Origin of the sequence: Acinetobacter sp. I-MWF (assembly GCF_025433935.1) — a bacterium.
Lineage (GTDB): Bacteria > Pseudomonadota > Gammaproteobacteria > Pseudomonadales > Moraxellaceae > Acinetobacter > Acinetobacter guillouiae.
The window spans coordinates 3,684,603-3,710,262 of the sequence record NZ_JAMBAR010000001.1; the positions used below are offsets into that span (position 1 = coordinate 3,684,603).

Below are 25,660 nucleotides of genomic sequence, written 5' to 3' on the forward strand. Positions count from 1 at the left end.
TTTTTAGTTGTTTTACAACTTAGAACACCAATCCTTGAGTAGTCCGTTTTGCCCTTTTAAATTAACGGTATGTTACTTTTTGTTCAACTGCTGTTTATCAAAAACCCAATTAAACCGATAAACGGTAAACACTTTTATAAGTGCTATTTTCAGGTAGAATAGTGCGTTATAAACCCTTTTCGCACTTGAGTTAATCCTCCCTATGTTACGGAAGTTATTAGATTTTTCATCAAATAGCACTGCAGATTTATTACACTGTCTTGACTCATTATTCGGTTGTATCTATTTAAAAAATGCGGGTGAAGATATTGTTGCTTTTTCACCTGAACAATACTGTATCTCAACCCAGCAACAACTTTCTTGCTATACCAGAAATCATTTTACCCATTATCAAAAAGATAAAAGCGATTCTCATTTAAATCACCTCTTTAACTTCACCGCTCAATCTGCACCAAAACAGCATAGTTTTCAGGGTGGATATATGGGTTTTATTGATTACAACTATGCCAGTCAACAACACATTGATGCTAAAATCAAATCTCAACCCAATTTTTACATGGGTGTTTATAAAACATTTATCAAACGAGAAAACGAGCAATTCTTTTTTTATAGCATGGAAGCCTGCGCAGAAGAGTTTTTCAACTTTATACAAGATTTATTAACCATACCTTCCACACAAAATCAAAGCTTTAAACTTTTATCAAACTGTACTGCGACATGGACAAAGCCACAATATGATCATGCATTTACACAAGTTCAAGAATATATTAAAGCGGGTGACTGCTATCAAATTAATTTAACTCAGGAATTCACTGCAAAAGCACATGGTTTACTTTTAGATACCGCTGAAAAGTTTTGGACACTCACGGATGCTCCCTATTCGGGTTATTTAAAAATCAATGATTTTGAATTACTGAGTTGCTCACCTGAGTTATTTATTGATTTCGAAGCTGATCATAAAATTACCACCAAACCCATAAAAGGGACAATGCCGCGTTATGACGACCCAACTTTAGATGCACAATCAAAAAATACTTTGATTCAGTCTAAAAAAGATCAGGCAGAGAATGTCATGATTGTGGACTTATTACGCAATGATCTCAGTGTCTATGCTGAAACTGGTTCAGTAAAAACCCCAAAACTGTTTAATATTAAATCCTTTAACCAAGTACATCATATGGTGAGTGAGGTGACTGCTATTCTAAAACCAGATATCAATCCATTTGAGGTTTTATTTACAGCATTGCCAGGCGGTTCAATTACTGGTGCACCCAAAATTCGAGCCATGCAAATTATTGAAGAACTCGAAAGTGCACCAAGAGGCGCCTATTGTGGTTCACTGGGCTATTTTAATTTTGATGGAACTGGTTCTTGGAACATTTTGATTCGTTCAATTCAAAAATATCAAGATGAAGTGTCATTGTGGGCAGGCGGTGGAGTTACTATCGCTTCAGATTGTGATGCAGAATATCAGGAATGTTTTGATAAAGTTACTGCCATGCTTGACTTACTCAATACATGGCATCAACCTCAACATGAATCCTAGACTAAAATCTCATGTTTTAGTGTATCAACAAGGCGTTGATTTTGTTCATCTGTACCAATAGTGATACGTAAGAATTGATCAATACGTGGTTTATTAAAGTATCGAACAATAATGCCACGTTCACGCAACGCTTTCGCCAATTCACCAGCATCTTTTGAGGGTAAACAAGCAAAAATAAAGTTAGCTGAAGATGGTAATACTTTAAACCCAAGCGCCACTAAATCTGCAACCAGTTTGTCACGACTTACAATGACTTTTTGACATTGTGCTACAAAGTATTCTTGATCTTCAAATGATGCGACAGCTGCAGCTATTGCAAAACGATCAATTGGATAGGAGTTAAAACTATTTTTAACAGCTTCCAATGCGGCAATCAAATGTGGTTGTGCAATTGTAAAACCAACGCGTAAACCAGCTAAAGAACGCGATTTTGAAGTCGTTTGGCAAACCACTAAGTTTTCGTATTTCTCAACCAGACTCACAGCTGACTCAGCACCAAAATCCACATATGCTTCATCAATCACAACCACCGAATCAGGATTGGCTTGCAAGACCTGTTCAATTGCCGACAGCCCCAATGCAATACTGGTTGGTGCATTAGGGTTGGTAATGATAATCCCACCATTCGGCTGTTTATAATCAGCCACGTCAATTTCAAAATCATCATTTAACGGCAAGATTTTAGTTTGGGTTGAAATTCCAAAAAACTGACTATAAACAGGATAAAAGCTATAGGTAATATCTGGGTATAGAATCGGCTTATCTTGAACAAAAAATGCTTTAAAAATATGGGCTAAAACCTCATCAGACCCATTACCAACAAAGACATTTGCAACATCTACATGTTGTTGTTTCGCAATCGCGTGTTTGAGTGCCGATGCATCTGGATCTGGATAAAGTCGCAATACATCTGCTGAATCTATAAGTACAGACTGAACCGCTGCAACCACTTTTGGCGATGGTGGATATGGGTTTTCATTGGTATTCAGTTTTAATAAGTTTTGGATTTTAGGCTGCTCTCCTGGGACATACGGTTCTAATTCACGTACTTCAGGACTCCAAAAACGCATTTGCTCAGGGCTAATATTTGGCATTTTTATCTCGTATTTTTTCTCACTTGACTTACTTTATATAAGCGCTCTCACTCTAGGAGAGGGTTTGGGCATGTCAATATGAATCCCCAAACTAAGTCAATTAAATTTTTACACCCTCATCCACACCCTCTCCCTAAGAGAGAAGGATTTTTACGGATACTGGGCCATTAGTGAATTACTGATAACGATATCTTGCTGATCTAGCATGCGCATCTAAATTTTCTTGTTGTGCAAGAATATCTGCGGCCTTGGCAAGCGATTTTACGCCTTGCTCAGAACACATAATCAAACTTGAACGTTTTTGAAAATCATAAACACCCAAAGGTGATGAAAAGCGTGCTGTACCAGAAGTAGGTAGGACATGGTTAGGTCCCGCACAATAATCACCAATCGCTTCTGGTGTATAGCGCCCCATAAAGATTGCACCTGCATGGCGAATACTTTCTGACATCAGCTCAGCATCATCTAAGCACAATTCCAAATGCTCAGGCGCAACTTGATTAATCAAATCAATGGCTTCTTGGCGATCTTTAACCAAGACCAAAGCACCACGATTTGCAATCGAAGTTCGTGCAATTTCAGCTTTGGGTAATGCAGCCAAATGTTCTTCGATGGCTTGCTCAACATCATTTAATAATTGTTCATCAGGCGTAATAAAAATCGCTTGCGCAACCGTATCATGTTCAGCTTGTGACAAAACATCCATCGCTAACCATTTCGGGTCATTATGACCTTCTGCATAAACCAAAATTTCAGAAGGCCCTGCAATCATGTCAATACCGACTTGACCAAAAACAGCACGTTTTGCCGCAGCAACGAAACGGTTACCCGGTCCTGTAATTTTATCCACTGCTGGAATCGTTTCTGTTCCATAAGCAAGTGCGGCAACTGCTTGAGCACCGCCAATTGTAAACACACGACTTACGCCTGCTAAATAAGCAGCTGCCAATACCAAAGGATTTAAATCACCATTTGGCGCAGGTACCACCATAATAATTTCTGCTACCCCAGCCACATGCGCAGGTAAAGCATTCATCAGCACAGAGGACGGATAAGAAGCTAAACCACCTGGAACGTAAATACCAACACGGTCTAAAGGGGTGACTTTTTGACCAAGGGTATTTCCTAATCCATCCACATAAGACCAACCGTCTTGTTTTTGCGCCTGATGAAATGAACGAACCCGATTGGCCGCCAATTCCAAAGCTTCACGTACTTCTACGGTTAACCCCTCAAATGCAACTTTAAGTTGTTCTTGTGTCAGTTCTAAATCTGAAAATTGATGCGCTGGATGTCGATCGAACTGTTGAGTGAGTTTAAGTACATGTGCATCGCCATGTTGGCGTACATCTGCAATAATTTGGTCTACTGTTTTTAAAAGCTCAGGATCACTCACTGTTTCAAAAGCTAACAAGTCAGCAAAGACTTGTTTAAAGTTCTGCTCTTGAGTCGATAAACGTCGCATCAATTTACCCACAAGGTTGTTTAGGAAAGATTTAGTTTACCTTGTTTTGAGTATCTTGTGGGCAACATCACCGCAACATTTCAACTTACTTTAATAGGAAAGTTTGATTGCAAATCACTTTTGACACAGCAAACTTTTATTTAGGTGCTCACATCTGGGTGATCCCAATCACTATCTGCCTGAATCAGCCAGTTCAATGCACCATGCCGTTCCACAACGATAGATGAATTTAAATTTTCAGGTGCATCCTGTTGCTTTAAACGCGCATTTACACATGCCCAATCATAACGATAAATTAAATCAGCCTGATCTAAAATTTCTTCGCTATCCCGCAATTGTACTTTGGTCATAAATTCTGCAAAGGTATCGCACGACGATACGGCTTGAATGGCAAAATCACAATCAACGATATCTGCTGGATAACTCAATTCATCCACAATCCCCAAAGCCCATAACAATACCCAATAGGCTTCATATTTCCACACCATATTGATGATATCTTGTGCTGAAGCCTCACGCTTTAAAATTGCCTGTTCTTTCTCGGTTAAAGTATCTAGCACCTGCATTTTCTTCAAAATATCAAATACAAATAGCTGTGTTTCATCATCATATTGATCATTATTCAGATCACAAGCGACTTGAATCACCCACAAACAAGCAATCGCGCGTTTTGCAATCTGTTCTGCACTGCGCGCTTGCACGTCTTCAGCAGCTTCGATCACAGGTAACCAGTCAATATAAGGAATTGAATACTTTTTAAGTTTTAAAATAGATTGTTCTTTGCGCTGTTGAGGTGTTTTCATAAACTCTTTTTTTAAATCATGGATGGTTATTTTTTAACATAAATTGCAAAAAAAAACCGCCTAAAATTAGACGGCATCTTTATCGAACAAACATGAATAAATTAATTGCTCTTTTGACGCTCTTCTACTGCTTTTTCAAGCTGAGTAAGAATTGGATTTAATAAAGTTTGCTTACGCTTAAAGCTGGCTTTATTGACAATTAAACGTGAAGAGACTTTACAGATTTCTTCCAGAGGCTCTAGACCATTGGCACGCAAAGTATTCCCCGTATCCACCACATCGACAATATAATCACCCAAACCAACCAATGGGGCTAATTCCATTGAGCCGTAAAGTTTAATCACATCAACTTGCTCACCTAAGCTTGCATAATATTGACGAGTTAAATTTACATACTTGGTGGCAATTTTTAAACGACCTTTAGGACGAACCATGCCCACTTTACCAGCTGTCATTAATTTACAATTGGCAATCTTTAAATCTAATGGTTCATAGACATTTTGAGCGCCATGTTCCATCAACACATCTTTACCCGCTACACCAATATCCGCAGCGCCATTCTCAACATACGTTGGCACATCAGAAGCACGCAAGATTAAAATACGAACGGATTTGTGTGTGGTTGGAAAAATTAACTTACGAGATTTATCAGGATCTTCCAATAAGTTAATTCCAGCAGTTTCAAGTAAAGGCAACGTTTCTTTTAAAATACGTCCTTTACTCAATGCCAAAGTTAAACCATGATCAAAATTGCCCATTACGTCAAAGTTTGGATCATCGTTTCTCATATCGCTCATTAACTTACTCGCTCACTCGCTTAATTTGGGCACCTAGACCTTGTAACTTTGCTTCGATATCTTCATAACCACGATCAATATGATAAATACGATCGATGATGGTTTCCCCTTCAGCAGCTAAAGCAGCCAAAACTAAAGAAAACGAAGCACGTAGATCAGTTGCCATAACAGGTGCAGCAGATAATTTTTCCACACCTGTAACTACAGCATCATTGCCTTCAACCTGAATATTTGCGCCCATACGTGCTAATTCAGGTACATGCATAAAACGATTTTCAAAAATCGTTTCAGAAATTGTTGCAAAACCACGCCCAATGGCATTTACCGCCATGATCTGTGCTTGCATATCTGTTGGAAATTCTGGATGTGGCAAGGTACGGAAGCTGACAGCTTTCGGACGTTTCCCCAGCATATCCAATTCGATCCAATCTTCACCGCGTGTGACTTCTGCACCCATTTCTTCAAATTTATCTAAAACAGATTCAAGAAGATTTGGATCAGTATGTGTGGTTTTAACCTTACCGCCCGTAATTGCTGCCGCCGCCAAATATGAACCGGTTTCAATACGGTCAGCAACCACTGAATATTCACAGCCATGCAGACTTTCAACACCAGTGACCACTAAGGTATCTGTGTCTAAACCTTCAATTTTTGCACCCATTTTAATAAGCATTAGTGCAAGGTCTGTAATTTCAGGTTCGCGCGCAGCATTACGAATTGTTGTAACACCCTCTGCCAATACTGCTGCAGTTAAAATATTTTCAGTCCCACCGACAGTCACCATATCAAAGATGACTTCACCACCTTTTAAACGACCATCCACTTTGGCGTGAACATAACCTGCTTCGACCTCAATTTGTGCACCCAAAGCTTCCAGGGCTTTTAAATGCTGATCAACAGGGCGTGAACCAATCGCACATCCACCAGGAAGTGAAACTTTTGCACTACCATAGCGCGCCAACAGTGGGCCAAGCACCAAAATAGATGCACGCATGGTTTTAACCAGTTCATAAGGTGCGAACTGATTATCCAATGTAGAGGTATCTGCGATAACCGTTTCGCCCTCATAACTCATGGTGATACCTAAACCACCAATCAGCTTAACTAAAGTGCGAACGTCTTTTAGATCTGGAACATTTTTTAATGTAATTGGTGTATCTGCAAGAATCATTGCAGCCAATAAAGGTAAAGCCGCATTTTTCGCACCAGAAATACGAACTTCACCTTCGAGTTTTACACCACCTTGAATGACAAATTTATCCATTGACGCTTAAGCTCCAAACATACTGGCTTTGCGCCATTCTTCTTTAGTCATTGCACGAATAGTTACCGCATGTACCTCACCACTGGCAATATAAGAATTAAGTGGCGCGTAAACAGCTTGTTGACGAGGAACAGGACGTTTCCCTTCAAACTGATTGTCGACAATACGAAGGTCAAATTTACCTGCTTGTCCACTGACAGCAACTTCAGCATCAGGAAAAGCTGCTTTTAAGATTTCAGTGAGCTGTTCACTATTCATTGCATCGACCTCTTATAGGACTGACAGTGTAAAAACGGGATATTTTACTATAACTCACCGAAATAATTCATTAACTTGTACAAAAAATATAGATAAAAAAAAGAGGTCTTTTCAACCTCTTTTAAAAATATCAATTTTATGTCGCTAAAACTTCCATTGGTTGATAATCCAACTGCATTTTTCGATGCTTATCTAATTGCCTTTTTAATTTATCTGTCAATTTTGTAATCGCATTATACATATCATCAGCGCTCGCTTGGGCGAAAAGCTCTATCCCTGGCAAACGAACAATTGCCTCAGCAATATGATTTGCACTGCCTTTTTTTGATCTTTTATCCAATTGATGATCTTTACTCAGCTTGACCTGCATACTATTGACCTGATCAATATGCTTGGTCATCTGGGCAAATCGATCTCGAATATTTTCTTCTATTGCTGGTGTAATACTTAAGTGATGTCCACGGATTGTAATTTGCATAGCTTTATCCCTCTCCTTATATAGGAATATGAAAGTCATAACCCAAACGATCTCATGACAGCATTCACCAAGGAAAAAACTGTGCTCAATATCATGCAATCATTTAAGTTACTCCAAAAGACAAAAAGCGATTCATTATTTCGTCATAATGAACAATTAGAATAGCCACACTTTAAAATTTAGATCAACACTTTTCGGTCAGATGAAGACGGAATATGTAACGATTCACGATATTTTGCGACTGTCCGTCGTGCCACATCTATCCCCTCTTCTTTTAATAAATTGGCAATTGTATTGTCTGACAACGGCTTACGTGGGTTTTCATCTGCAACAAGCTTTTTGATTTTTGCTCGAATGGCTGTTGACGATGCTTCTCCTCCAGAAGTTGTTCCAACATGGCTAGAAAAGAAATATTTCAGCTCAAATAGACCACGAGGTGTCAGTAAAAACTTATTGGTGGTGACACGGGAAACTGTTGACTCATGCAATTCAACTTCTTCTGCAACATCTCGCAAGACCAAAGGTTTCATTCCTTCAGCACCGATTTCTAAAAACTCACGTTGATGTTGCACAATGCAACTTGCGACTTTTAATAAAGTTTTATGACGCTCATCAACACTTTTAATAAAGTTTTTCGCTTCAAGCATTTGATTGCGTAAATACTGGTTATCGTCACTTTGATCAGCACGTTTAATCATGCCTGAATAAAATGAGTTAATTCGAAGTTTTGGTAAAATATCTGGGTTCAGTTGAACATACCAATGGTCATTTTTCTTAGACACCACCACATCAGGAATTTGATAATCTGATTCTTTTTGCTCAAATTCAGCACCCGGATAAGGTTTAAGGGTTTTCAATAAATCAATTGCTGACTTTAATAACTCAGCATTTAAACCCGTTTGCTTAATCAGTTTATTCAAGTCATTACTGACCAAAAGCTCATAATGTTTCAACAACATTAGCGCTTCTTTCCTAAACAGTGTAGTGGTAGCTAAAGCCTCAATTTGTACAAAAAGACATTCTGCAAGACTACGAGCACCAATACCAATCGGTTCTAAGCGTTGGATATGTTTTAAAACAACCAAAACCTCATCCTCTTCAACCTCAATGTCATAATCCATTTGTTGTAGTAGATGCTGTACTGAGCTAACAATTTCTTCAATATCGGCAGCCAAAAATCCTTTTTCATCTAAAGCATCGACAATGCAATATGCAATTAACTTATCCACTGGAGAAAAATGCAATAAATTGACTTGCCCCAACATATGTTCTTTTAATGATGCTTCTGAATGACGATTGTCTTCCCGATCCTCAAACTCAGGGCGCTCCATTGCAGTTGATTGATGGGTATAGACATCATCCCAATCTGTATCTACAGGCAGCTCATCGGGTAAATGGTTGGCATTTAAAGAATCTGAAAGCTCATATTCTTGTTGTTCTTGTTTTACATTTTCAGGGCTTTCATGTGTCTCTTCTTCAACTTTTTCAAGCAAAGGATTACTATCAAGTTGAATTTGAATTTCTTGCTCAAGCTCCAAACTCGATAATTGCAGTAATCGAATGGCTTGTTGCAGTTGTGGCGTAAGCGACAACGAATTTGCAACTTTTAATCCAACCGATAACTTCATACCCATAATTCCCACACTGTATTATTTCATTTCATCTTATGTGAATAAGCAATGCAAAATTCATGCCTATTGATTTTTTATATCACAGGAAATGGTTTAGGACTAGTAAAAAAAATGAATACCTTACATAAAAATGTTTGTTATTTATCAATTAAAGGTAAATTTCAATTATGTCGTTTTTTTATTCAATTTTTAAAAAAGACCTTCGATCCAGATCTGTTGAAATAGTCATCAATTATATAAATAGAGATTTAAAACCTATAAGCAAAAATAAATGGCTTTAGGGCTATTTATTTCAAAATATTTAAATAAAATAGGTTCCACTTTGTGAGACCAGTCACATTTCTAGTTTGTGAAATTTATTATTTTTATCCTTTACTTATTGGAATAGTGAGTATAAAAATAATGATATAAAGAAATATGATGAATCGTAGTTTCAAGGAAAAGGTTTGGCACGATAACTGCTTAATTTTAGAAACGAGCGGCTTAAACTGCCAAAAAAATCATGTAATGGAGAACTCAAATGACACTATCTACAAAAACACTATCAAAAAAAGTTTTAACCACAGCGCTTGGTGTACTTATGGCTGGCGGTGCTTTTTCACAGGTTCAAGCAGCAGATACATTAGCAAAGATCAAACAATCAGGGAAAGTGATCATTGGTTACCGTGAGTCATCTGATCCGATTTCCTATGTGATTGGTGGTAAACCAATGGGATACGCTGTTGATATTTGTAATAACTTTGCCAATGAGCTGAAAAAAACGCTCAAGATGCCAAATCTTAAAGTTGAATATAAAGCGGTTACCTCTTCTACGCGTATTCCAGAAATGTTGGCAGGTAATATCGATATGGAGTGTGGTACAACGACAAACTCTGTTCAACGCCAACAACAAGTGAGCTTCTCAACCAACTATTATGCAACAGAAGTACGCATGGCAGTTAAAGCCAATGCACCAATTAAAACAATCGCCGATTTAAATGGTAAAGCAGTTGTGACCACCCAAGGGACGACATCTGACAAATACATCAAAATGGGTGAGAAAGGCGAAAAAGTCAATGTAAACAACGTTTACGGTAAAGACCACTCAGACTCATTTGCCATGGTCGCTTCTGGCCGTGCTGCAGCATTTGTGATGGATGACAATATTCTTGCAGGGTTAATTGCAAAATCATCAAATCCAAAAGACTTTAAAATTGTAGGTCCAGTACTTTCTTCTGAGCCGTACGGCATTATGTTACCGAAAGGCGATGCGGCGTATAAAGCAATCGCAGATAAAACAGTAACAACAATGTGGAAAAATGGTCAAATGGCGGCGCTATATAAAAAATGGTTCCAGTCACCAATCGCACCTAAAAATGTCAATTTAAATATGCCAATGAGCTCATCATATTTAAAGCTTAAAGCCAATCCTACGGATGCTGGTATTAACTAATAATGTAGTTTAAAACAACGGTTTATAGATCAGATTAGGTTTAAAGTCTGGTCTATAAATTTTTATAAAATTAAAAATACAAGGAGCACACATGTCCGTAGGCTCACTTAACTGGACAGCATATTGTCTCCCCTCGAATGAATATAGTCTTGATAAAGCTGCATGGGCTGAATCTGTCTGTAAAGCGATTGGTGGTGAAAGTTACTCCCCTGTTGCAGATGCACCAACCTGGCTACAACTCCTAGGCTCAGGTGTTTGGACCATGGTCTGGACCGCGATTGCTGCATTTTTCATTGCATTTCTTCTTGGTTCTCTGATCGGAATTTTACGTACATTACCCAATAAACCACTTTCATTTATTGGTACTTGCTATGTCGAACTTTTCCGAAATATCCCGCTGATCGTACAACTATTTTTCTGGGCATTCGTATTCCCACAATTACTACCACTCAGCTTAAGTACTGGTAGTGGAGAGATGGTTAATGGTGGCTGGTGGCAAAATATTCTCAATGATAATCCCGCAGTGGTTGGGGTGTTTGCACTCGGTCTATACACCGCAGCACGTATCGCTGAACAAGTGCGCTCAGGCATTAATACAGTTTCAAATGGACAAAAAAATGCGGCTTTTGCAATTGGTTTAAATCAAAGCCAAAGCTATCGCTATGTCATTCTGCCTGTCGCTTATCGTATTGTTTGGCCAACGCTCACCTCTGAAGCAATGAATATTTTCAAAAACTCTGCTGTACTGTATGCACTGAGTGTTTTGAACTTCTTTGCTTATACCAAAACCATGCGTGAAGAAACATCCCAAGATATTGTTATTCTTATTCTTTCGACACCAGTTTACTTAGTCATTACCTATACCATTAAGTTGATCATGGCTTGGATTGAAAAACGTATGGCTGTTCCTGGTCTAGGCTCGGGGGGTAAATAGTCATGGATTTTAGTATTTTACAAAATCAAGATGTTATTCAAACGCTGATCGCAGGGTTTAAATTTACCGTTACGGTGACGATTTTATCAATTATTGGCGGGATTCTGATTGGCACACCTTTGGCCATGATGCGTTTATCCAACAATAAAGTTGCCAGTAATTTTGCTAAAGTTTATGTCGATTTCTTCCGTGGTGTACCACTGATTCAAGTGATCTTCATTTTCTATTTCTTATTGCCAAAGATTTTTGAGTTTCAGTCAGATACCTATTATGGCCCACTGTTTTCAAGTGTGGTGACCTTTGCAATTTTTGAAGCTGCATTCTTTTCAGAAATTGTCCGTTCAGGGATTCAGTCTGTTTCTAAAGGTCAGGTCAATGCAGGTTATGCACTTGGTTTCACCTATGGACAAACCATGTCCAATGTGGTGTTGCCACAAGCTTTTAGAAACATGCTACCTGTCATTTTGACTCAATCTATCGTACTTTTCCAAGACGTATCCTTAGTTTACGTGATTAGTGCGCCAGACTTCTTGGGCAATGCCAATACCTTAGCAAATACCTACGGTGCTGAAACCAAAGCAACTTTCTACCTAATTGTAGCTGTTGTTTACTTCTGTATCTCCTTTGCGCTTTCACGACTTGTGAAGCGTTTACATCAAAAAATAGCAATAATTCGATAATTGGAGAATCAATATGCCAATGATAGAAATACAACATATCTCAAAATGGTATGGAGATTTTCAAGTTCTTACAGATTGCACCACTTCAATTGAAAAAGGTGAAGTTGTCGTGGTGTGTGGACCTTCAGGTTCTGGTAAATCCACACTGATTAAAACTGTAAATGCATTAGAACCGTTCCAAGAAGGCAATATTGTTGTTGATGGAACAGCCTTAAAAGACTCAAAAACTGATCTGGCAAAATTCCGTTCTCGTGTGGGAATGGTATTCCAGCATTTTGAATTGTTCCCACATATGACTGTTTTGGATAATTTAACCATTGGGCAACTTAAGGTTTTAAATCGTTCTAAAGCAGAGGCTGAGAAAAAAGCGTTGCAATATTTAGATCGCGTTGGTCTGGCAGCTCACAAAAATAAGTTTCCAGGGCAACTGTCTGGTGGTCAGCAACAGCGTGTTGCGATTGCCCGTGGTCTATGTATGGATCCAGTCTGCATGTTATTTGATGAACCTACTTCGGCATTAGACCCTGAAATGGTGGGTGAAGTGCTTGAAGTCATGAGTCAATTGGCAAAAGAAGGCATGACCATGATGTGTGTAACTCATGAGATGGGCTTTGCTCGTAAAGTCTCAAGCCGAGTTATTTTCATGGATCAAGGCAAAATTTTGGAAGACTGTGCAACAAATGACTTCTTTAATAAGCCTGATGAGCGTCATGAAAGAACCAAATTCTTCTTAGACAAGATTTCTATGGTGCACTAATCAGCAATATGCGTTAAACATAAAAACCCCAATTTCTAAATTGGGGTTTTTATTTAATACTCACAAACAATACCAGTGCTTAAGGTTTCACTGCATTTTGGCTAAAGTTTGGCGAACGTGGTCCATATAACAGACCTTTTTGCTGATTTATACTCGGTGAATATAATTGCGAACTTACAGTACTGGATAAAGTATAGGCCTTGTCTGACAGATGATTGGATATTTGATCAACTAAAGCACCAACCAACGCACCAATCAAACCCGCATTGCTATTATCATTGGCTTGCTGAAGTCGCTGTTCATCTTGCCAAAGTAATGTGCCAGTTTGCAAATCTACAAGTTTGGCTTCTACTGCAACTGCTGCTACAGATTGAATCACCTGATATTTAGAACCATACTCTTTAACTTTAATATATAACGCAGCGTCCGCTCCGAAAATCTCTTTTAACTTTTGCGGAGGAATTGCTTGAGCATCAAATCCATTGGTCACCCCATTCTCTTTAAACATGGTGTCAACAACAGAAATTGGAAATACATAATAACCAGCCTCAGCCACAGGCAATGTTACTGTTGACCAATACCCATAGGTTGCACGTGTATCAGGAGACTCATTGATTGGAGGAAGTACCAAAATCGACTTAGGGATATGCTCACGATATGCTGCTAAATCACGATTCTGCTTAGGTGATACCGCACAACCGGTGAAAAGCATCATCAGTAAACCAAGTACGAATAATTGTTTCATATTTTTCATTTGGGATTTACCTCAGTCGATTGAGTGGTCATTTTCTTCAATAAACGATCCATCAATACGGTTGACTCAGGATAAATTTGGCGCTCTAACTCAAAATATTCAATTGCACGTGGACCATTTTGAATATTAAGATTTAACAGCCCCAAATGTGCATATAAACCTGGTGGCACTGCAGCATTTTTTGCTTTTGCTTTCTCAACATCTTTTTCAAGCGCTAAAATTTGTTGCTGAGGCGAAGTTTTTTCTGGAACCGCCAGCATTAAATAGGTTTGCTGTGGATACCCGCCCCAACTATATAAAGACTGTGGTCCAGATGCACACCCAACCAAAGTTAGCGTTGTAAAAAAACTTAAGAATAATAAAACCCGTTTCATTCATTCAAACCTATTGTACGGACCACTTGTTTGTTTGAATATCTGTGACAAGGTGATTAACTGCTTCGCGTACAGCCAGATCTAAAACCTTACCATTTAAGGTTGAGTCATAAGATGCTGTAGAACCAAAACCTAAAATTTCGCGTTCACTGAGCGCATATTCACCTGCACCCTGCACAGAATGGACAACTTCTGCTGTATTTACATCAACAACATTAATATTGACTTTTGCATAGGCAATTTGAGTTTTACCACGCCCTAATAGCCCAAACAATTGATGGTCACCCACTTCTTTGCGCCCAAATTCAGATACATCCCCAGTGAGCACATAACGTGCGCCCTTAATGGATTGAGATGATTTACCAAAACCAGCCTCTTGTTGCAGCTCTGATAAATTGTCTCGATTTAAGACTGAAAAATATCCTGTTTGTTGCAAGTGCGTTTCTAAAATCGTTTTTGCTTGACCGCCTAAACGATCGACATTATCAGAGAAGATACCGCGCATATAACTTGAGCGGTTATCAAACTTACCAATCGAAACTGCTGTTTTCGCACCTGAATATTTTACCGCTGAAGTCACAGCAGCCACTTGAGGAGCTTGGATGGTTTTAGAGCTTTCAGTGGTAGAACAAGCAGTAAGTACCAAGCCATTTAAGGCAGCAATCAATAATATTTTTTTCAAAATTACATCTCTCTAAGGTCTAAACCATTATAATGAATAAATATATAACATAAACTAAACATACTGTTAATTAATTTTTAACAAACAAGATCTGCTGATAAAATCCATGACCATTTTTACTCGTAAAAACAATCATTTCATACCAAAAATTAGCTTTAAACCGAGTAAGGTCATGACACCACCCGCGACTCGATCGAAGACTTTTTTAAACTTCAAATAAACACGGCGCGGCTTTTCCGCTGAAAGCGCAACAGCAACCAGTGAATACCAGCCTGCATCGATAAAGAAGCACAAGATAGGCAAAACAAAATAAAAATACGTTGGAATGTCTTTGGGTAAAAGCGCCGTAAAAATACTGGCTAAAATAATCGCAATTTTAGGATTACTTAACTGGGTAATTAAACCTAAACGAAACGCTTGTTGATAACTCATCACCGTGGATGAGTCAGATGCCTGCGCCATAGGATCTTTAGCATGTTTAATAATTTTATAAGCCAGCCAAAGTAAATACAGACCACCACAAATTTTTAAAGCTAAATATGCAGAAGGTACAGCCAATAAGATTGCCTGTAATCCCATTACAGCTAAAAAACCAAATAAAGCTGCGCCCGTGCCTGTCCCTAAAGCGGTAAACAAACCATGTTTACGAGAAATCGCAATTGAATTTTTAGCCACATAAACAAATGTAGGACCAGGGCTAATTGCACCTAGCATTAATGCCAATGCAATTGAACCTAAAATCAATAATGATTCCAAGAGACACCCCGACCCAGACTATTTTTAAGAATAGATATTTTACGCTACAACCGATTTTTGAAGATATAAAAATCTTTATTATTTCGCGATTACACTTTTATTCAATGCAAACTCATCAAAATTTCAATCATAAATTTAAATACACTTGTGTATTATCATCATACTTAGATCAAACAGATATTTTAGAGTAAAAACTCAATAAAAAATTTATTTTTCAATATCTTAATTATATCAATAAAATCATCAAGGTATATAAAATATCCTAAAAAGCCATAAAATAGACCATATAAATCACAAAAATTAACTTCCATTTTCATGTATTTATAGGCTATAAAAAACCATAATAAAACTATGGTTTTAAATTATCCAAAATCAATATTTATACTCAGGGGTAAAAAATGCACAACAACAAAACCAACCGTTTAGATGCAAGCCAAGCACATTTGTGGATCATTGGCGGTGGAATTGCTGGAATGGCAGCTGCTGCATTTGCTATACGTGATGCCAAAGTACCAGCTAAAAATATTCACATTCTCGAAGAGTTAGATGTCTCAGGTGGTTCAATGGATGGCGGTCACACGCCACATGCTGCACAAGCATGGGTTACCCGTGGTGGGCGGATGCTGACAGATGAAACATATTTATGTCTTTGGGACTTATTTTCGAGTATTCCATCCTTAGAAAATCCTGAAATTTCTGTTCGTGAAGAATGTCGTGAGTTCAATGAGCAAATCAAAACCCATGCACAAGCCCGTTTAATTGATGCGCAGCATGTGATTTCAGATGCCGCTAAACTGGGTTTAAATACACGCCATCGCGCGCAAATGTTACGCTTATTGGCAGCAAAAGAAGAAAAAATTGGCAGCCGCCGTATTGATGAATTTTTCGATGAGACCTTCTTTGAAACGAACTTTTGGCGTATGTGGCGTACTACATTTGCCTTTCAAAAATGGCACAGTGCAGCAGAACTTCGTCGCTATTTCTTACGCTTTATCCAAGAGTTACCACGTATTCATACCCTCGCTGGGGTAAAAAGAACCAAATACAACCAATATGATTCCATGATTTTGCCGCTACAACGTTGGTTGCTTGAACAAGGCGTAGATGTTCGTTTTGGCAATTATGTGACAGATGCAGACTTTCAAACCGATGAAGCAACCCTAGAACGTCGTGCAACACGCTTGTATGTCAACCTTCCTGAAGGTACTGAGCAAATCAACCTTCAAGAAAATGATCTTGCCATATTTACTTTAGGTTCAATTACAGCAGATTCCCGTTATGCTGGGAATGATGATGTTCCAGCGCTTATTCGTGATCGACTTGATCATGGTTGGACATTATGGGAAACCCTTGCGAAAAAAGCACCTGACTTTGGCCGACCAATGACCTTTTACGGCAACATTGATGAACATAAATGGGAGTCTTTTACACTCACCATGACAGATGATGTTCTGTTAAATCGCATCATTGATTACACAGGTAACCAGCCAGGTACTGGGGCACTGATGACTTGGTTTGAATCTGGCTGGCATTTATCGATTGTGGTGCCTGCTCAACCGCATTTTGCAAATTTACCAGAAGGCACCTTTACCCTCTGGGGCTATGGTTTCCAAATTGATCAAACAGGTGATTACATCAAAAAACCGATGTCACAAGCAACAGGCAACGAAATACTCACTGAACTGATTCTACAACTCGGCTTTGATGACATTCTTGAGCATGTTCTAGCAAACACCATTGTAACAACAGCTATGATGCCTTATGCATCGGCTTTATTTGCTTGCCGTAAGCCTGGTGACCGCCCACAGGTTATTCCACAAGGCGCAAAAAACTTCGCATTCTTGGGGCAATTTGTTGAAATTGAAGATGATGTGGTTTTTACTGTTGAATATTCTGTTCGTGGTGCCATGATTGCAATTTATGAGTTCTTTGACGTAGAACGTGAAATTCCTGAGATCTATAATGGATTACTTGATCCTAAAGTCGGATTAAAAGCGTTAGAAACTGTTTTTCATTAATTCATTTAAAATCAACTGAGTTAAATTGAATTAAAACCAAACGAGTGCATGCTCTTTTGATGCACTCGTTTTTATATTTTGAATAAAAATCAGGGTTGTGAATCCACTGAACGAGCACTGAGACGATAGTCTTTTTCATACACAGGCATACCAGCGATATGGATTGAACGAACTTCAGTTTTTGTTGGTGTAGGTGGTTTCTTTTCACACCCAGCCAAAAATACTGCAAGTATTACACTCAAACTGATGGATAGCTTTTTCATGGCATCTCCTCCATTTTTTGTTTTATTTATAGTTCGAGCATAACAGTTCTGATTAAAAATACAGCTATTTTTTATTTCAAAAGGTGTCTATCTATAGAAAGTGGTTATACGTCACAAGGATGTATCATTAAAACAGCTTGATCTTCACCATTTTTATTTTTGTAACGATAGTGAAAGCCACCATTTCCATCAAATTCCATGTCACTAAAATATTGAAAAGCATCTACGCTTACAGACTCAATGTTAGGGTATTGCTTTGGTTGAAGTTGAATTTTGTTTAAAATTTTCGCGGTAAATGCTTTTTGGAAAATAATCGTAGGCGCATCTTTTAATTCAAATCGAGCGATACACCCAGTGTTTTCATCCACAGCAACAACGTTGTCTAAAGCCTGAACGATCCCCGCCTTCGAGATGAAAAGACTATGATGAACATTAAAGGTATAGCCATAGCTTAAATGCAAGAAATCCTCGGTTTGGTTTTCAACATTTAAACCACGCTCCCAATCTACGACCAACGGCAATCTATAATCATCACCTTCATAGAGTACAAAATCACAATGATCATTTGCATCTTCATCGCATGTTTGCTGAATAACTGAAAATTGTCCTATCTTGGCCACTGTGCGATGAATCTGCTCGGCATAACCACTACTGGAATAAGCCATCATGCTAAATAATATCGGAACTATTGTATTGATTATTTTTTTTGACATCAGGTTTCTAATCAAGTTTTACTCAATACCAAATATACAGCTTCACTGGTAAATGTACCATCTTGCTGAATCTGATAATACTGTTGTACTTGATCAGCGGCTTTGGACTGTAAATAGCGAATGGTATGGATACCCTCTACTGGTGTTTGCATACGCTCCACCCAACTTTGAAAATTTAACTGTAAACTTTGCTTTTCAATGGTTTCTACCTTAAAGCCTGCTTGTTCTACGATTTGTACCCATTCCGCCAAACTATAATTTCGAACATGGCTTGGATCACGAATGGTTTCTATGGTCTGAATAAAGGTGTCTAAAATTGGATTAGAATTGCCAATAATATCAAATAGGATCACTTTGCCATCAGCACGTAATACACGATAAATTTCATCAATCGCTTGAGTGATACTTTGCCAATGATGCGCAGAATAACGACTGATCACACAATCAAAATGCTCAACAGGAAAATCCAATTGCTCTGCTGCACCAACCTGCCCTATGACATGATCGAATCCCTTTTGTTGAGATTGCGTGGTCACAAGATTGACCATTTCAGGCGTAATATCATAGGCAATTACTTGCTCAGTGAATGCCGCAATCTGATACGTGACATGCCCACCACCACAGCCTAGATCCAAAACTCGTTTGAATTGATGTTGTTGGATTAAATTTTGCATTTTTTCAAACTCAATGCCTTGTGCATGTACTTGGCTATTTAAGTATGCTTCTGATTTATTTTGATATTGTGCCTGATTAACTTGCTGTTGAGTGGTCATTTTCATGTCCTTGTTGTTGAATAAAATGACAATAGACAACTCAATACAAAAATAAAAATGATGAATTTTAATAAAATTAATAACTTTATTTTATTTATATTAACTCATGATCACTCGATAATCAGACTGACAAGGGTTTTGAATGATAACATCCTGTACCTCCATCTCGTTTCCGACCTTAATATTATAGTTAAATGAAAAATCACCATTATCCTCAAAATTTGCCGTTGCAGGATAGTTCAGCTTTTTAAATTGCGGCACTTTGTTGTTGAGCACTAAACGTACCCGAAAATCAGGAATGCTATAAAATACCAATGAATTCGGCATATTTTTTAAATTCGACTCAAAAGTTACAAAACAACTTTGCTGCCCATTCATCGCAAGAAAACTACTATAATCTTTTTGTTGGTTTTTATCGTTAATCACAGTGAGATTATACTCACTTCCTGTTAGCCCCAACAAAAACCCCATTAAATTTGGATTAAATTGATAAACGTTTGCGGTTTTACTCCATTTTTCCATTAATACCTGCTTCTTTCCTTTAGCATCATAGAGTACATAGTCACAACTAGAACCAAGCTGAGTGCAAGACTCTTTTTGAATTTTCAGTTTCCCTGCACGGCCCAATACTTCGTATTCAGGGTCAACTTCGACAGCAGCATCAGCTTGCGCAAAAACAGAATAACTACTGAAAAAAGGCAGAGCAAATAAACAACCCTTTATTATTTTCAACATAAATAACGTTCCCAATATTTCAGCATTTTTTAATATAGATTCAAGTTCAATTCTTGCTCAAAAATACAATTTTAACTTTTTAAACACGGCGAACTTTTCGATTTAAAGTCCTTACCCCAAGTACGATATCCTTGGGTATCAATATGATAGCGATTATTACCATAAACGCCTAAACCCATTTTATAACTTTTGCCTTCCACTTGCCAAAAATGACACATTTTTTTAACTAATAATTCGCGATCTTTTTTAATGGATTCTTTGGGTGATAGCACATGAAAATCAACTGCATAATTACTTAAATGTTTACTTTTTTCCGCCCCACCTATGCATTTATTTAATTCAGGGGCACGATAGATTGCTGAAATCGTATATGTTTTAAAATATTCATTTCGATTTAACTTTTCCACCAATTGCAAACTACTCACCACATTTTTCCAAAAGGCTTTAGGCGGGATGGCAAAACGTTTTGAATAACACTGTTCCGGCATATAGTTTCGGCTGGTTGTCAGCTCCATCAGACTAGGCGGATGTTTTAAATACTGCGACATAAACTGATAATAATCCGCCAATAATTGGGGGTCTTGTTGCGCCTTCCAAAGCTTGAATTGTTGTTCAATCTGTTGATCTGATGATTTTCTTGAAGATGCAGCCGGATCTGCTTTTTTCTCAGATGGCGTACAGGCATTTAACGCCAATACACCGATGCAGCAGATCGAAATAACAATATTTTTAAAAATTTTCACAATTTCAGCACACTTATTGTTTTATTTTAAAGGGTAAATATTTAGAAATCTAAACCTATTTATACGATTTATTAATCATTGACCTAAGTCATTCTAACCAATCTAATCAACTTTAAAGCTGCTATTTACAAAAATCCACAGAGTTAGTAATTTACATCGGACAAAAATGTCCGTTAAATATCAGAATAAAATTTAATGCAATTTCCCCTATGCGTATACGTCAAAAACAAGCGGCACAAAATCGCGAAGATTTGCTTAATGCTGCACTGAAAATATTCCGTAAACAAGGGATTCGTGCGCCATTACAGCTTGTGATTGATGAAGCTGGCGTTGGACGGGCAACCTTTTATCGTAATTTTAAAGATCGCCGTGAGTTGGTCATCGCCTTGATGGAACAAGCATTAACTCGTCTAGATGAACGGGCAAAAAGCTTTTCAGAATATCCTGATGGTTTGATTCGGTTAATTCGCAATCATGTCGAGAATCTGCCTTATCTCACCGCCTTGATGGAATATTGGCGTGTGATTGATCGTAATGACCCAAGTATGGTGGATATTTATCAACGGCGTGACGCAATTCTTCAACCGCTGATTGATCAAGCCATTGCCCATCATATTTGCCGACCAGATCTTACCCCAAAAGATTATGCGCTAATTACCGGTATTCTAAGAGCTTCCTTTCAAGGGCTAACTGACGAAGAACAAGTTCAACTGGCCACACGTGCAGTTGACTTACTGATTGATGGCATCAAGGCGTAATTGAGGCACTTATGGATAAATCGCCACGTTTACTTGAACCTGCCCCAGATTGGACACCTGAAGAGCGTCCAACCTTACCAGGCTCGCCTGCGGCTATTGCACATCCAACACATAAAAAGCTGATTTATTTTTTTATTGGCCTGTTTGTTGCGATCTCAGGCAGTTTAAGTAATGGTTTTATTACTGCAAATTTACCACTTATTCAGGGTGAATACTCGCTAACGCCTTCGGAAGCTGCATGGATTCCCGCAGCTTATGTGATGGCAAATATTAGTTCCAACATGATTCTGTTTAAAGCTCGGCAACAATATGGGTTACGGCTTTTTTCTGAAATTGGTTTAGTGCTTTTTATTTGTGTGTTGGTGCTACATATCTTTGTGCACACCTTTGAAATGGCATTGTTTGTCCGTGTGATCAGCGGTTTGGTTGCCGCCCCCCTGAGTTCTTTAGGCATGTACTACATCATGCAAGCCTTTAAACGAGAAAACTTTGGGCGAGGAATTTATCTCGCGCTGGGCTTTCAACAATTAGGTATTCCGCTGGCATGGATCATTTCCCCATCTCTGGTCGATGTAAATGACTGGATTGTGCTCTATACCTTTGAGCTGGGTTTAGCGATATGTTGTTTGGCTATGGTGGTTTCTTTAAAACTACCACGTAGCTTAAGAATCGAAGTCTTTGAAAAACAGGATTTCTTCACTTTTGCTTTGCTTGCACCTGGCTTTGCCCTGCTATGTATCGTCCTGACCCAAGGCCCAATCCTTTGGTGGTTTGAAGTCAAATGGTTAGGGTATGCCTTAATTGCTGGTTTCAGTCTTATTGTTATCGGACTGACTTATGAACATTACCGTGTCAATCCGCTTATCATTACCCGTTGGCTAGGTTCAGCCACCACACTTAAATTTGTATTTGGTGCGTTGGCGATTCGCTTGCTTATGTCTGAGCAAAGTTACGCGGCTGTTAACTTTTTAAAAACTATGGGCATGGGGCCTGATCAGTTCGTTACCTTGTATAGCGTGATTTTTCTTGGCATTGTGCTCGGCACCGTTTTTAGCGCCATGACCTTTAAAAGAGAACGCATCTCATGGCACTTGGTCGGTGCTGTAGTCTTGGTTCTTATTGCCTGCGCTTTAGACTATCATCTCACCAGTGATGTTCGACCTGAGAATTTTTACCGCAGCCAATTTATTGTTGGCTTTGCCAGTGGTATGTTTATCGGACCATTGTTGCTGACAGGGATTATTAATGCCTTACAAAAAGGCCCATCACACATGGTCACTTTTGTGGTGTTGTTCTCTGCAACACAAAGCTTTGGTGGTTTAATTGGAAATTCATTCTTTTCAACCTATCAACAATTACGCACCCAAAATTATCGGGCTGAAATTGTCAGTGACTTATCACCAACTGATCCATTGGTGGTGCAACGACTTGCGGCCTATCAGCAAGCAGCCAATAAATATACTTTAGATGCATCACTTGAACAGAACCAAGCTTATCGCAATTTAAACCAGATTGTGACACGAGAAGCACAAGTGCGTGCCTATAATGATGTGATTGCATTAAATGGAATTTTCGCCATTTTACTGTTGATTTGGAGTAGTTTTAATATTGCTTGGACACGCTATCAACTCAAAAAACAGCAACAGGTCCTCAATAGCAGTTAGACAGATCTCAGGCTATTCCGAAATCAGATGATCCATGATGTCACGCTATGTATTAAAAAATATTTGAGAATTCTTATGTCGCAAGATCAAAAACCAACAGAGCAAGCAGCAGTTACACCACCACAAGCACCTGCAACAGCGCCACCACCATCCAGTAAGCTTATTCCAACAGCGAAAAGAACATTGCTGTTGATGCTCTTGGTCTTGTTGGTGGGGATTGCTGTGATTATGCGCGCATGGAAAATTGGCCCTTTTGATAGCAGCATAGAATCCACCGACAATAGTTATATCAAAGGCAGAACCACAGTTTTATCTTCTCAAATCAATGGTTATGTCAAAGATGTATTGGTGACTGATTTTGACCATGTCAAAAAGGGTCAGCCGTTAATGCATATTGATACCACAACCTATGATCAGAAAGTGACTCAAGCTGAAGCAGGTGTTGATCAGGCCAATACCACTTTAGCCAATCAAACCCAAGCGATTGAACAACGCAAAGCAGATATTGTGGCTGCACAAGCCAAAGTTGAACAAGCCAAAGCAAGTTATGAACTTTCAACAGCACAACTCAATCGTTATCAACAATTGGGAAATACTGGCGCAACCTCTAAAACAGAACAAGACAAAGCAGCTGCGGATGTAAAAAATAATTTAGCCTTACTCAAACAAGCGGAAGCCAATGTATTGGTTGCTCAAGAAGCATTAAAAACAGCTCAAGTGGCTCAATCGGGCTTAAAAGCACAAGTCACCAATGCCAAGGCACAATTTGATCAAGCGGTAACGACAAAAGACTACAGCGTGATTGCAGCACCGATGGATGGACAGTTGGGCGAAGTCACTCCTCGTGTGGGACAATATGTTGCAGCTGGCACCCAGTTAATGTATCTAATTCCGCAACAAACCTGGGTGATTGCCAATTTCAAAGAAACACAAATTGCTGATATGCACATCGGGCAAAAAGCAACATTTACGGTAGATGCTATGAAACATCAAAAATTTACTGGCCGTATTGAACAGATTTCACCTGCTGCTGGTGCTGAGTTTAGTGTGCTTAAGCCTGACAACACCACAGGTAATTTTACCAAGGTCGTACAGCGTATTTCTGTGCGGATTGCTATTGATCCCAATCAAAAAGGTTTAGAATTCTTACGACCGGGGATGTCTGTGGTGACTTCCGTCGATACCAGCACTCAATGATCCGCCTAAGTGAAAAGCTTGAGTTAAAACCTAGAAATTTATCCCCAATAATAGACATGAAACTCAATCAAACCTGTCTTGTTTTACAGGTTTGATTAGAATATCTTGAACAGGCTTAATTCAAAGCTACTCACACACACCCATTCAGTTAAAAAAACAGCATGTTTGATCATATTGCCCAAACTATTCCCTACCAAAGTTTAGATTTTGCTGGATCTGTTCAACTTACAGTTAAACGGCTTGATCTAATCCATCCACAAATTTCTGGCAATAAATTTTTTAAACTCAAATATAATTTGATTGAAGCACGTCAGCTTGGCCTAAAACAGATGCTGACTTTCGGTGGTGCGTATTCCAATCATATCGCTGCCACAGCCTATGCAGCACAGTTATTTGGATTTAAAAGCATCGGGATTATTCGGGGCGAGGAGTTAGCGCATAAACCGCTCAACCCTACTCTAACGACAGCACAGCAGTTGGGCATGCAGCTAGTTTTTGTTTCACGTGAAAAATATAGACAAAAAAATAATCATGACTGGATCGATGAATTAACACAACATTATCCAGATACTTATATTATTCCTGAAGGTGGAACCAATGAGCTTGCTATACAAGGTTGTCAGGAAATTTTAACGACAGAAGATTTAAATCATTATGATGTGATTTGCTGTGCGGTAGGAACAGGTGGCACAATCACTGGGCTGATTAACGCCAGTTCATCACAGCAGGAAATTTTAGGATTTTCAGCACTTAAAGGTGATTTTTTACAACAAGATGTCAGTCAACTCACCCATAAAAGCAATTGGAAAATACTGGATGATTATTGTTTTGGAGGTTATGCCAAAACTACAGTTGAATTAGTTAGCTTTATAAACAACTTTGAGCAGCTATATCGCATTCCGCTTGAACAGATTTATACTGGGAAAATGTTTTATGGGATTTTTGATTTAATTTCAAAAGGTTACTTTAAAGAAAATGCAAAAATCTTGATTCTGCATAGTGGTGGCTTGCAAGGACGTAGCTAGACCCTACCTATTTATAATTGTCCTGAAAATTACTTTAAATTTGTCTATAATCCCCTGCTCAAAGTT

General features: G+C 38.6%; 27 protein-coding genes. 10 read left to right on the forward strand and 17 right to left on the reverse strand.

Annotated features, from left to right (window positions below; all coding sequences use genetic code 11):
* The first annotated feature begins 202 nt into the window (after window positions 1-202).
* Window positions 203-1,546, forward strand: coding sequence for an anthranilate synthase component I family protein (locus tag M2R48_RS16845; protein WP_262086832.1), 1,344 nt, complete (start codon window positions 203-205; stop codon window positions 1,544-1,546).
* Here the strand turns inward: M2R48_RS16845 and hisC are convergent.
* The 8 genes from hisC to M2R48_RS16885 all read right to left on the reverse strand — a co-directional run bounded on the left by hisC (window position 1,543) and on the right by M2R48_RS16885 (window position 9,333).
* Entirely contained in the window at window positions 1,543-2,640 is a 1,098-nt protein-coding gene (gene hisC, locus M2R48_RS16850) for a histidinol-phosphate transaminase (RefSeq protein ID WP_262086833.1), read from the reverse strand. The genes M2R48_RS16845 and hisC overlap by 4 nt on opposite strands.
* A 175-nt stretch (window positions 2,641-2,815) precedes the next feature.
* The gene (gene hisD, locus M2R48_RS16855) at window positions 2,816-4,117 is read right to left on the reverse strand and encodes a histidinol dehydrogenase (RefSeq protein ID WP_262086834.1); all 1,302 of its coding nucleotides are present in this window, start codon (window positions 4,115-4,117) and stop codon (window positions 2,816-2,818) included.
* A 128-nt stretch (window positions 4,118-4,245) separates the two neighbouring features.
* On the reverse strand, window positions 4,246-4,908 hold the full coding sequence (locus M2R48_RS16860) for a DUF4272 domain-containing protein (RefSeq protein ID WP_262086835.1): 663 nt from the start codon (window positions 4,906-4,908) through the stop codon (window positions 4,246-4,248).
* 101 nt (window positions 4,909-5,009) lie between these two features.
* Window positions 5,010-5,705 carry an ATP phosphoribosyltransferase gene (gene hisG / locus M2R48_RS16865; protein ID WP_004723724.1) on the reverse strand — a complete coding sequence of 232 codons (696 nt, stop codon included), beginning with the start codon at window positions 5,703-5,705 and terminating at the stop codon, window positions 5,010-5,012.
* Window positions 5,706-5,709: 4 nt separating this feature from the next.
* A complete protein-coding gene (murA, locus tag M2R48_RS16870) occupies window positions 5,710-6,969 on the reverse strand; it encodes a UDP-N-acetylglucosamine 1-carboxyvinyltransferase (RefSeq protein WP_004817645.1) in 1,260 nt (419 codons plus the stop codon).
* A 6-nt stretch (window positions 6,970-6,975) separates the two neighbouring features.
* Window positions 6,976-7,227, reverse strand: coding sequence for a BolA family iron metabolism protein IbaG (ibaG, locus tag M2R48_RS16875; RefSeq protein ID WP_004723729.1), 252 nt, complete (start codon window positions 7,225-7,227; stop codon window positions 6,976-6,978).
* 136 nt (window positions 7,228-7,363) lie between these two features.
* On the reverse strand, window positions 7,364-7,705 hold the full coding sequence (hpf, locus tag M2R48_RS16880) for a ribosome hibernation-promoting factor, HPF/YfiA family (protein ID WP_034613825.1): 342 nt from the start codon (window positions 7,703-7,705) through the stop codon (window positions 7,364-7,366).
* A 179-nt stretch (window positions 7,706-7,884) separates the two neighbouring features.
* Window positions 7,885-9,333 (reverse strand): RNA polymerase factor sigma-54, encoded by a 1,449-nt coding sequence (locus M2R48_RS16885; RefSeq protein WP_034613871.1) that lies wholly within the window; start codon window positions 9,331-9,333, stop codon window positions 7,885-7,887.
* 523 nt (window positions 9,334-9,856) lie between these two features.
* Here M2R48_RS16885 and M2R48_RS16890 point away from each other — a divergent pair.
* The 4 genes from M2R48_RS16890 to M2R48_RS16905 all read left to right on the forward strand — a co-directional run bounded on the left by M2R48_RS16890 (window position 9,857) and on the right by M2R48_RS16905 (window position 13,139).
* Window positions 9,857-10,768: an amino acid ABC transporter substrate-binding protein gene (locus tag M2R48_RS16890; protein ID WP_151801550.1), complete on the forward strand. Its 912-nt coding sequence runs from the start codon at window positions 9,857-9,859 to the stop codon at window positions 10,766-10,768.
* Between the two features lie 91 nt (window positions 10,769-10,859).
* Entirely contained in the window at window positions 10,860-11,702 is an 843-nt protein-coding gene (locus M2R48_RS16895; RefSeq protein ID WP_004817649.1) for an amino acid ABC transporter permease, read from the forward strand.
* A 2-nt stretch (window positions 11,703-11,704) separates the two neighbouring features.
* A complete protein-coding gene (locus M2R48_RS16900; protein WP_004723739.1) occupies window positions 11,705-12,382 on the forward strand; it encodes an amino acid ABC transporter permease in 678 nt (225 codons plus the stop codon).
* Between the two features lie 13 nt (window positions 12,383-12,395).
* Window positions 12,396-13,139, forward strand: a complete 744-nt coding sequence (locus M2R48_RS16905; protein WP_034613818.1) for an amino acid ABC transporter ATP-binding protein — start codon at window positions 12,396-12,398, stop codon at window positions 13,137-13,139.
* Window positions 13,140-13,218: 79 nt separating this feature from the next.
* Here M2R48_RS16905 and M2R48_RS16910 read toward each other — a convergent pair whose 3' ends face one another.
* The 4 genes from M2R48_RS16910 to M2R48_RS16925 form a co-directional block, all read right to left on the reverse strand.
* Window positions 13,219-13,893 (reverse strand): DUF799 domain-containing protein, encoded by a 675-nt coding sequence (locus M2R48_RS16910; RefSeq protein ID WP_262086836.1) that lies wholly within the window; start codon window positions 13,891-13,893, stop codon window positions 13,219-13,221.
* On the reverse strand, window positions 13,890-14,267 hold the full coding sequence (locus M2R48_RS16915) for a DUF4810 domain-containing protein (protein ID WP_105714339.1): 378 nt from the start codon (window positions 14,265-14,267) through the stop codon (window positions 13,890-13,892). The genes M2R48_RS16910 and M2R48_RS16915 overlap by 4 nt, the downstream gene beginning before the upstream one ends.
* Window positions 14,268-14,277: 10 nt before the next feature.
* The gene (locus tag M2R48_RS16920) at window positions 14,278-14,949 is read right to left on the reverse strand and encodes a CsgG/HfaB family protein (RefSeq protein ID WP_262086837.1); all 672 of its coding nucleotides are present in this window, start codon (window positions 14,947-14,949) and stop codon (window positions 14,278-14,280) included.
* A 132-nt stretch (window positions 14,950-15,081) separates the two neighbouring features.
* Window positions 15,082-15,705: a LysE family translocator gene (locus M2R48_RS16925; RefSeq protein ID WP_034613803.1), complete on the reverse strand. Its 624-nt coding sequence runs from the start codon at window positions 15,703-15,705 to the stop codon at window positions 15,082-15,084.
* Window positions 15,706-16,103: 398 nt separating this feature from the next.
* On the opposite strand from M2R48_RS16925, the gene M2R48_RS16930 reads away from it, so the two are divergent.
* A complete protein-coding gene (locus tag M2R48_RS16930) occupies window positions 16,104-17,723 on the forward strand; it encodes an oleate hydratase (RefSeq protein WP_262086838.1) in 1,620 nt (539 codons plus the stop codon).
* Window positions 17,724-17,812: 89 nt separating this feature from the next.
* Here M2R48_RS16930 and M2R48_RS16935 read toward each other — a convergent pair whose 3' ends face one another.
* The 5 genes from M2R48_RS16935 to M2R48_RS16955 form a co-directional block, all read right to left on the reverse strand.
* Window positions 17,813-17,986, reverse strand: coding sequence for an NF038215 family lipoprotein (locus M2R48_RS16935; RefSeq protein WP_004817658.1), 174 nt, complete (start codon window positions 17,984-17,986; stop codon window positions 17,813-17,815).
* Between the two features lie 104 nt (window positions 17,987-18,090).
* Window positions 18,091-18,651: a hypothetical protein gene (locus tag M2R48_RS16940; protein WP_410004182.1), complete on the reverse strand. Its 561-nt coding sequence runs from the start codon at window positions 18,649-18,651 to the stop codon at window positions 18,091-18,093.
* Between the two features lie 59 nt (window positions 18,652-18,710).
* Window positions 18,711-19,472: a class I SAM-dependent methyltransferase gene (locus tag M2R48_RS16945; protein ID WP_262086840.1), complete on the reverse strand. Its 762-nt coding sequence runs from the start codon at window positions 19,470-19,472 to the stop codon at window positions 18,711-18,713.
* Between the two features lie 99 nt (window positions 19,473-19,571).
* Window positions 19,572-20,207 carry a hypothetical protein gene (locus tag M2R48_RS16950; protein WP_262086841.1) on the reverse strand — a complete coding sequence of 212 codons (636 nt, stop codon included), beginning with the start codon at window positions 20,205-20,207 and terminating at the stop codon, window positions 19,572-19,574.
* Window positions 20,208-20,278: 71 nt separating this feature from the next.
* Window positions 20,279-20,950, reverse strand: coding sequence for a D-Ala-D-Ala carboxypeptidase family metallohydrolase (locus tag M2R48_RS16955; RefSeq protein WP_262086842.1), 672 nt, complete (start codon window positions 20,948-20,950; stop codon window positions 20,279-20,281).
* Between the two features lie 209 nt (window positions 20,951-21,159).
* Here M2R48_RS16955 and M2R48_RS16960 point away from each other — a divergent pair, with 209 nt between their 5' ends.
* The 4 genes from M2R48_RS16960 (at window position 21,160) to M2R48_RS16975 (ending at window position 25,594) form a co-directional block, all read left to right on the forward strand.
* On the forward strand, window positions 21,160-21,708 hold the full coding sequence (locus tag M2R48_RS16960) for a TetR/AcrR family transcriptional regulator (protein WP_239044984.1): 549 nt from the start codon (window positions 21,160-21,162) through the stop codon (window positions 21,706-21,708).
* 11 nt (window positions 21,709-21,719) lie between these two features.
* Complete coding sequence (locus M2R48_RS16965) at window positions 21,720-23,372, forward strand: MFS transporter (protein WP_004817668.1); 1,653 nt, start codon at window positions 21,720-21,722, stop codon at window positions 23,370-23,372.
* A gap of 75 nt (window positions 23,373-23,447) precedes the next feature.
* Window positions 23,448-24,569 carry an HlyD family secretion protein gene (locus tag M2R48_RS16970; protein ID WP_262086843.1) on the forward strand — a complete coding sequence of 374 codons (1,122 nt, stop codon included), beginning with the start codon at window positions 23,448-23,450 and terminating at the stop codon, window positions 24,567-24,569.
* 161 nt (window positions 24,570-24,730) lie between these two features.
* Window positions 24,731-25,594, forward strand: coding sequence for a 1-aminocyclopropane-1-carboxylate deaminase/D-cysteine desulfhydrase (locus M2R48_RS16975; RefSeq protein ID WP_262086844.1), 864 nt, complete (start codon window positions 24,731-24,733; stop codon window positions 25,592-25,594).
* Window positions 25,595-25,660 lie beyond the last annotated feature (66 nt).

Coding starts and splice junctions, on each gene's coding strand:
- M2R48_RS16935 (WP_004817658.1), bottom strand. CDS start 17,986: ATGAAAAAGCTATCCATCAGTTTGAGTGTAATACTTGCAGTATTTTTG.
- M2R48_RS16975 (WP_262086844.1), top strand. CDS start 24,731: ATGTTTGATCATATTGCCCAAACTATTCCCTACCAAAGTTTAGATTTT.
- ibaG (WP_004723729.1), bottom strand. CDS start 7,227: ATGAATAGTGAACAGCTCACTGAAATCTTAAAAGCAGCTTTTCCTGAT.
- M2R48_RS16905 (WP_034613818.1), top strand. CDS start 12,396: ATGCCAATGATAGAAATACAACATATCTCAAAATGGTATGGAGATTTT.
- M2R48_RS16860 (WP_262086835.1), bottom strand. CDS start 4,908: ATGAAAACACCTCAACAGCGCAAAGAACAATCTATTTTAAAACTTAAA.
- M2R48_RS16885 (WP_034613871.1), bottom strand. CDS start 9,333: ATGAAGTTATCGGTTGGATTAAAAGTTGCAAATTCGTTGTCGCTTACG.
- hpf (WP_034613825.1), bottom strand. CDS start 7,705: ATGCAAATTACAATCCGTGGACATCACTTAAGTATTACACCAGCAATA.
- M2R48_RS16915 (WP_105714339.1), bottom strand. CDS start 14,267: ATGAAACGGGTTTTATTATTCTTAAGTTTTTTTACAACGCTAACTTTG.
- M2R48_RS16960 (WP_239044984.1), top strand. CDS start 21,160: ATGCGTATACGTCAAAAACAAGCGGCACAAAATCGCGAAGATTTGCTT.
- M2R48_RS16910 (WP_262086836.1), bottom strand. CDS start 13,893: ATGAAAAATATGAAACAATTATTCGTACTTGGTTTACTGATGATGCTT.
- M2R48_RS16890 (WP_151801550.1), top strand. CDS start 9,857: ATGACACTATCTACAAAAACACTATCAAAAAAAGTTTTAACCACAGCG.
- M2R48_RS16940 (WP_410004182.1), bottom strand. CDS start 18,651: ATGGCTTATTCCAGTAGTGGTTATGCCGAGCAGATTCATCGCACAGTG.
- M2R48_RS16930 (WP_262086838.1), top strand. CDS start 16,104: ATGCACAACAACAAAACCAACCGTTTAGATGCAAGCCAAGCACATTTG.
- M2R48_RS16965 (WP_004817668.1), top strand. CDS start 21,720: ATGGATAAATCGCCACGTTTACTTGAACCTGCCCCAGATTGGACACCT.
- M2R48_RS16900 (WP_004723739.1), top strand. CDS start 11,705: ATGGATTTTAGTATTTTACAAAATCAAGATGTTATTCAAACGCTGATC.
- hisG (WP_004723724.1), bottom strand. CDS start 5,705: ATGAGCGATATGAGAAACGATGATCCAAACTTTGACGTAATGGGCAAT.
- murA (WP_004817645.1), bottom strand. CDS start 6,969: ATGGATAAATTTGTCATTCAAGGTGGTGTAAAACTCGAAGGTGAAGTT.
- M2R48_RS16845 (WP_262086832.1), top strand. CDS start 203: ATGTTACGGAAGTTATTAGATTTTTCATCAAATAGCACTGCAGATTTA.
- M2R48_RS16945 (WP_262086840.1), bottom strand. CDS start 19,472: ATGACCACTCAACAGCAAGTTAATCAGGCACAATATCAAAATAAATCA.
- M2R48_RS16970 (WP_262086843.1), top strand. CDS start 23,448: ATGTCGCAAGATCAAAAACCAACAGAGCAAGCAGCAGTTACACCACCA.
- M2R48_RS16950 (WP_262086841.1), bottom strand. CDS start 20,207: ATGTTGAAAATAATAAAGGGTTGTTTATTTGCTCTGCCTTTTTTCAGT.
- M2R48_RS16895 (WP_004817649.1), top strand. CDS start 10,860: ATGTCCGTAGGCTCACTTAACTGGACAGCATATTGTCTCCCCTCGAAT.
- hisC (WP_262086833.1), bottom strand. CDS start 2,640: ATGCCAAATATTAGCCCTGAGCAAATGCGTTTTTGGAGTCCTGAAGTA.